Origin of the sequence: Deinococcus sp. (assembly GCF_018260555.1) — a bacterium.
In the GTDB taxonomy this organism is placed as follows: Bacteria; Deinococcota; Deinococci; order Deinococcales; family Deinococcaceae; genus Deinococcus.
In genome coordinates, this window is record NZ_JAGLBB010000040.1 from 24,667 (window position 1) to 30,666 (window position 6,000).

General features: G+C 68.2%; 4 protein-coding genes. 1 reads left to right on the forward strand and 3 read right to left on the reverse strand.

Annotated features, from left to right (window positions below; all coding sequences use genetic code 11):
- Positions 1 to 283 precede the first annotated feature (283 nt).
- The 3 genes from QZ271_RS09145 to QZ271_RS09155 form a co-directional block, all read right to left on the reverse strand.
- A complete protein-coding gene (locus QZ271_RS09145; RefSeq protein ID WP_291430726.1) occupies positions 284 to 1,870 on the reverse strand; it encodes a glycerol-3-phosphate dehydrogenase/oxidase in 1,587 nt (528 codons plus the stop codon).
- Positions 1,871 to 2,189: 319 nt separating this feature from the next.
- A complete protein-coding gene (glpK, locus tag QZ271_RS09150) occupies positions 2,190 to 3,689 on the reverse strand; it encodes a glycerol kinase GlpK (protein ID WP_291430728.1) in 1,500 nt (499 codons plus the stop codon).
- A gap of 112 nt (positions 3,690 to 3,801) precedes the next feature.
- Positions 3,802 to 4,632, reverse strand: coding sequence for an MIP/aquaporin family protein (locus QZ271_RS09155; RefSeq protein WP_291430730.1), 831 nt, complete (start codon positions 4,630 to 4,632; stop codon positions 3,802 to 3,804).
- A 224-nt stretch (positions 4,633 to 4,856) separates the two neighbouring features.
- Between QZ271_RS09155 and QZ271_RS09160 the strand changes: the two genes are divergently transcribed.
- Positions 4,857 to 5,831: a sugar-binding transcriptional regulator gene (locus QZ271_RS09160; protein WP_367114348.1), complete on the forward strand. Its 975-nt coding sequence runs from the start codon at positions 4,857 to 4,859 to the stop codon at positions 5,829 to 5,831.
- The last annotated feature ends 169 nt before the right edge of the window (positions 5,832 to 6,000 follow it).

Sequence of the window (6,000 nt, forward strand, 5' to 3'; positions counted from 1 at the left end):
GCGTACGGACGGCCGTATGCTTCGTTCACGACCCGCCAGCACACCGGATGGTCAACTTCACGCCCGGATCCCGCCGTCTCTCGTATCCGCTCGGACGGAACGGTGGTTGCCGACCGTTCAACCGCAATCCGTATCTGAATCAAGGGGCGGCAGGTGACAGATCACGCTGCCCGTGTGCAGCAGGAGGAGGGCGGCGGATCGTGCTTGATCCGCCGCCCTCGTTCCCTTCTTCCTGTTCCTGAACCGCTTGCTGGTCCGGGGCGGCACTACCCTGGCCCGCCGATCAGTTCAGGATGTAGCCGTTGGCCAGTTCCGTGTACGCCTGAACCTGGGCGTCCTGCCAGGCGGCGTCTCGGCCCAGTTCCTCGGCCAGGATGGCTGCCACGCGCGGCGCCGCCTGGATGCTGGCGCGAGCGTTCAGCAGCAGGGCGCGCAGGCGGCGCGACAGCACGTCCTCGGCGGTGCGGGCCTGTTCGGCGCGGACGGCCCAGCGGACCTCTGCCTCGGTGTACGGCAGCTCGGGGTGCAGGAGCGTGTCCGCGCCGGGCAGCGCCTGGATGTGCGCGGCGTCTGTGCCGTACACCTGCCAGTGATCCGCCTGGTGCGTGCTGGGCGCGGCGGCCCCGTGCAGTTTCAGGCCCGAGGTGAGGCTCAGGCGCGCCGGCAGTCCGGCCTGCGCGGCGGCGCGGTTGACGGTGTCCTCGCCCATGCGGCGGTACGTGGTCCACTTACCGCCGGTCAGGGTGATCAGGCCGCCGTCACTGATGCGGATCACGTGATCGCGCGACAGGCTCTTGGTGTCGGTGCCCTCGGCGGCCTTCACCAGCGGGCGCAGTCCGGCGTACACGCTGCGCACGTCGGCGCGGGTGGGGGCCGGGTCGAGGTACTGAGCGGCGGTCTTCAGGATGAACTCGACCTCCTCGGGCAGCGCGCGGGGTTCGAGCGTGGTGTCGGGGACCGGTGTGTCGGTCGTGCCGATCACGACGTGGTCGTGCCAGGGCACGGCGAACAGCACGCGGCCGTCGTCGGTGCGGGGGACCATCAGGGCGCTGTCGCCCGGCAGGAAACGGCGGTCCACGACCACGTGCACACCCTGACTGGGCGAGAGCATAGGCTTGACGGACGGGTTCTCCATGCGGCGCACGTCGTCCACGAACACGCCGGTGGCGTTCACGACGGCGCGTGCCTTCACGGCATGTTCCTGTCCGGTCTCCGCGTCGCGGAAGCGTGCGCCTGTGATCCTGCCCCCGTCCCGGAGCAGGCCCACGACCGGCGCGTGGTTCAGGGCGACGCCGCCGTGGTCTTCGAGGGTGCGCAGCAGCGTGACGGCCAGCCGGGCGTCGTCGAACTGCCCGTCGAAGTACAGGATGCCGCCCTTGAGCGCCTGCTTTTTCAGGGTGGGGGCGCGTTGCAGCGCCTGGGTGCTACTGACGTACCGGCTGGCTTTCAGGTTGAGCTTCCCGGCCAGCAGGTCGTACATTTTCAGGCCGATGCCGTAGAACGGCGCGGCCCACCACTTGTACGCGGCGATCAGGAAGCCCAGGTCATGCACGAGGTGCGGGGCGTTGTTCTTGAGCAGGCCGCGCTCGTGAAGAGCTTCGCGCACCAGGGACACGTTCCCCTGCGCGAGGTAACGGACGCCGCCGTGCACGAGCTTGGTCGAGCGGCTGCTGGTGCCCTTGGCGTAATCGTGTGATTCGAGCAGCAGCACGCGGTAACCGCGCGTGGCCGCCTCGACGGCGGTCCCCAGGCCGGAAGCGCCGCCCCCGATGACCAGCAGGTCCCAGGTCTGATCGGTGGTGGCGGCGCGCAGCGCGGCGGTGCGGGGGTCGGTGATGCGGGGTTGGGTGGGTTGGTCTTGGGTGGTCATGGATTCAACCTTCTTTCTGGAGCGGGAGAGCTGTGTCACTGCATGCCGGAGGATGCGTCGAGAGTGTAGGCCGCTCCAGCGGAGCCTCCTGCTCTCTTTTGAACGCATGTTCTCACATCCCGAACATTTGTTCAGTGGGCCCGCCTACATCATTTCTTTGTGCGGGCGCGGCGGACCCCGGTGAGGTGGACAGGGAAGTGGCGGTCGGTCGGGCACCGCTGATACGGACTGCGGTGGGGGGGGCATGAAATAACAATCCCGGACCGCTGGCGAGCGGCGATCCGGGATCAGGTTCAGGGCCGCGCGGCCCCGGTCCGGCTCAGCTGTCGGCTTCGACCCACTCGCGGCTGCGTTCCACGGCCTTGCGCCAGCGGCGCATCAGGCGGGCGCGCTCGTCCTCTTCCATCTGCGGCTCGAAGGTGCGGTCCACCTGCCACTGACGGGTGATGTCGTCGGTGCTCTTCCAGTACCCGACGGCCAGGCCCGCCAGGTACGCGGCGCCCAGCGCGGTCGTCTCGGTGACCTTCGGCCGGACTACCGGCACGCCCAGAATGTCGGCCTGGAACTGCATCATCATGTTGTTGTTGCTGGCCCCGCCGTCCACGCGCAGTTCCTTGAGAGGCGCGCCGCTGTCCTGATGCATGGCCTCAAGCAGTTCCGCCGACTGGAACGCGATGCTTTCCAGGGCCGCGCGGGCAATGTGCGCGGCGGTCGTGCCGCGCGTCAGGCCCAGCATGGTGCCGCGCGCGTAGCTGTCCCAGTACGGCGCGCCCAGGCCCACGAAGGCCGGTACCAGGAACACGCCGTCACTGTCGGGCACGCTACTCGCCAGGGCCTCGACCTCGGTGCTCGACCGGATGATGCCCAGCCCGTCACGCAGCCACTGCACCACGGCGCCCGCCACGAACACCGAGCCTTCCAGCGCGTAGGTGCGCTGGCCGTTCAGCTGCCACGCCACGGTGGTCAGCAGCCGGTTCTGGCTGGGAACGGCTTCCTGCGCGGTGTTCATCAGCATGAAGCAGCCGGTGCCGTAGGTGTTCTTGGCCATGCCGCGTTCCAGGCAGGCCTGCCCGAAGGTCGCGGCCTGTTGATCCCCGCCGATCCCGGCGATCTTCACGCGGGCGCCCAGCAGGCCTTCGGCGGTCTCGCCGTACACCTCCGAGGAGTTGCGGACTTCGGGCAGCATGGCGCGCGGCACGTTCAGCAACGCGAGCAGTTCGTCGTCCCACTCGCCGGTGTGGATGTTGTACAGCAGCGTGCGGCTGGCGTTCGTGGCGTCCGTGATGTGCAGCTCGCCGCCCGTCAGGTTGAAGATCAGCCAGGAGTCCACCGTCCCGAAGGCCAGTTCGCCGCGCTCGGCCCGTTCGCGGGCGCCGTCCACGTGATCAAGAATCCACTTGAGCTTGGTGCCGCTGAAGTACGCGTCGATCAGCAGGCCGGTCTTCTGCTGGATCAACCCGGCGTGGCCGGCGGCGCGCAGGGCGTCGCACTCGCCGGCGGTGCGGCGGTCCTGCCACACGATGGCGTTGTGGATGGGTTTGCCGGTCGCGCGGTCCCACACGACCACCGTCTCGCGCTGGTTGGTGATACCGATCGCGGCAATGTCGCTGGCTTTCAGTCCCGCGCCGCTGATGGCTTCCTGCGCCACGCCGATCTGGGTGCTCCAGATCTCATTGGCGTCGTGTTCCACCCAGCCGGGCTGGGGGAAGATCTGCCGGAATTCCTTCTGCGCGGTGCGGACAATGTTGGCGTCCTGATCGAAGACGATGGCGCGGCTGCTGGTGGTGCCCTGGTCGAGGGCGAGAATGAATGAGCTCATGGATGGACTCCTATGCGGCTCCCCAGGGAGGAGCTGATGAGGGCTAGGATGATGAGGACTAAGGTCATCAGGGCTAACCCTGTGCGCCGGTCAGGTGGGCTACGCCCCGAGCTTAGAGGCGCGTGTCGGCGTTGTAGGCGGGATCGGCGCCCTGGAGACCCCGGTGGGCTTCGCCCGCTTGCAGCAGCGGTTTACCGATGAACGTGTCGTAGATCAGGGCTCCGACCACCGCTCCGACGAGCGGCCCGATCACGGGAACCAGCCACACGCCGTTCTCGAATCCCGTGTTGCGGAACCCGGCGATCAGGGCGAACAGGCGCGGGCCCAGGTCGCGGGCAGGATTGATGGCGTAGCCGTGCATGCCGCCGAAGCTGATCCCGACTGCCATGACCACGAAGGCCACCGCCAGCGCTCCCCAGGCGGCGCCCGCCGGGTTGTTCAGTTTATCGCCGATGGCGAGGATCAGGCCCATGAGCAGCGCCGTGCCCACCACCTGGTCGATGAAGCCGGGCCAGAAGCCGGGAACGGCCGGGAAGGTGCTGAAGATGCCAGCGGTGTTGTCGAGCTGCGGGTCGAACCCCAGCCACTTGGCGTGGTACACGGCGAACACGATGGCGGCGCCCAGGAACGCGCCGATGAACTGCCCGGCGATGTAGTGAGGCGCCTTGGCCCAGGGGAAGCGTCCGGTGATGGCCAGCGCCACGGTGACCGCCGGGTTCAGGTGCGCGCCGCTGATGGTCCCGGCGATGAAGATGCCCATCAGGACCGCAAAGCCCCAGCCGAGCGTGATGTTGGTGTATCCGCCGTTGACGATCTGTCCGGGGACCGCAGGATCGGTCGCCTGGAACAGGACGACCATGGCGACCACCCCACACCCCAAGAGAATGAGAACCATGGTGCCGAGTAATTCCGCCATGAATTCCTGAGACGCTTTGAATACCATGTTTTCCTCCTGTACGGGCAGTCGCAACCGACTGGTGTCCTGAGGCCACTCGGGCCGGAGGAGACGCCTGTGTTGTGCGGACCGTGACCACAATCAAGTTTTGATGAGGTCATGGTGCCCGAAGCATGAACGATTGTCAACATCTGATGAACGTTCGTTCAAGCGTGTGGCGGTCCCCGGCAGACTTCCTGCGCCGCCCGGGGCGCTCACCTTACCGGCCGCGTATGCTGCGGTGCGTGAACGACGCCATCATGGCCACCCAGGCTGCGCAGGTCGCCCGCCTGTACTACGTCCAGGGCCTGACCACCGATGCCATCGCCCGCGAACTCGGCCTGTCCCGACCCAAGGTGTCGCGGCTGCTCTCGCACGCCCGCCGAACCGGCCTGGTCGAGATCCGCATCCACGACCCGCAGGCGCACCCCCAGAGCCTCGAAGCGCAGCTGCGCGCCGCGCACCCCTTCCTGACCCCGCACGTGGTCAGCGTGCCACCGGGCAGTCCCGAATCCGTGTGGCTCGAGCGCGTCTCGGTCGCCAGTGCTACCCTGCTGGGGCAGACGCTGCGGCCCGGCCAGACCGTCGGGCTCGCCTGGGGTACCACCCTGGACGCCGTCTCCCGCTGCCTGGCCCCCCGCCACATTCCAGACCTTCAGTTCGTGCAGCTGAACGGCAGCGCCAACGCCCGCGACTTCATGAGCGGCTTTGTCACTGACACCGTCACCCGCTTTGCGAGCAACTACGGCGCGCGCGCGCACCTGTTCCCGGTGCCCACCTTCTTCGATGACCCCGCCACGCGGCAGGCCATGTGGCGCGAACGCAGCGTCCGCCACGTCCTGGACCTGCAAGAAGGCGCGGACGTGCTGCTGTACTCCGTGGGCGCGGCCGGCGCGAAGCTGCCCAGCCACGTGTACGTCGCCGGGTACCTCGACCCGGCCGATCAGCAGGCCCTGACCGAACAGGGCGTCGCCGGTGACATCGCCACCGTGTTCTTCCGCGCCGACGGCACCTTCAGCGGCATCCCCATGAACGCCCGCAGCAGCGGCCCGGACCTGACCCTGACCCAGCGGGCCACGCAGTCGATCTGCATCGTCAGTGGGCTTGGCAAGGTCGAGGCCCTGCGCGCCGCACTGGCCGGCCGGCTGATGAACACCCTGATCGTGGACGAGATCACAGCCCGCGAACTTCTGCACACCACCACCTGAAGGTCCCGCGCGTGGGCGGCCCTCCGGGTGTCCGCGCGCCAGGGCGACCCCTACCGCCCCCAGCGGTGCAGGTACGAATCAACCGCAGTCCGGATCAGTCGCCGTACTGCGCGCCGGCGTATCGGGCGGCGGCGTCGGCGTGCTCCCGTTGCTGCACGTTCACGCCGGG

What these genes read in the sequence shown, in the direction of transcription:
- QZ271_RS09145 (WP_291430726.1), bottom strand. Translation starts at nt 1,870, where the DNA reads ATGACCACCCAAGACCAACCCACCCAACCCCGCATCACCGACCCCCGC.
- glpK (WP_291430728.1), bottom strand. Translation starts at nt 3,689, where the DNA reads ATGAGCTCATTCATTCTCGCCCTCGACCAGGGCACCACCAGCAGCCGC.
- QZ271_RS09155 (WP_291430730.1), bottom strand. Translation starts at nt 4,632, where the DNA reads ATGGTATTCAAAGCGTCTCAGGAATTCATGGCGGAATTACTCGGCACC.
- QZ271_RS09160 (WP_367114348.1), top strand. Translation starts at nt 4,857, where the DNA reads ATGCTGCGGTGCGTGAACGACGCCATCATGGCCACCCAGGCTGCGCAG.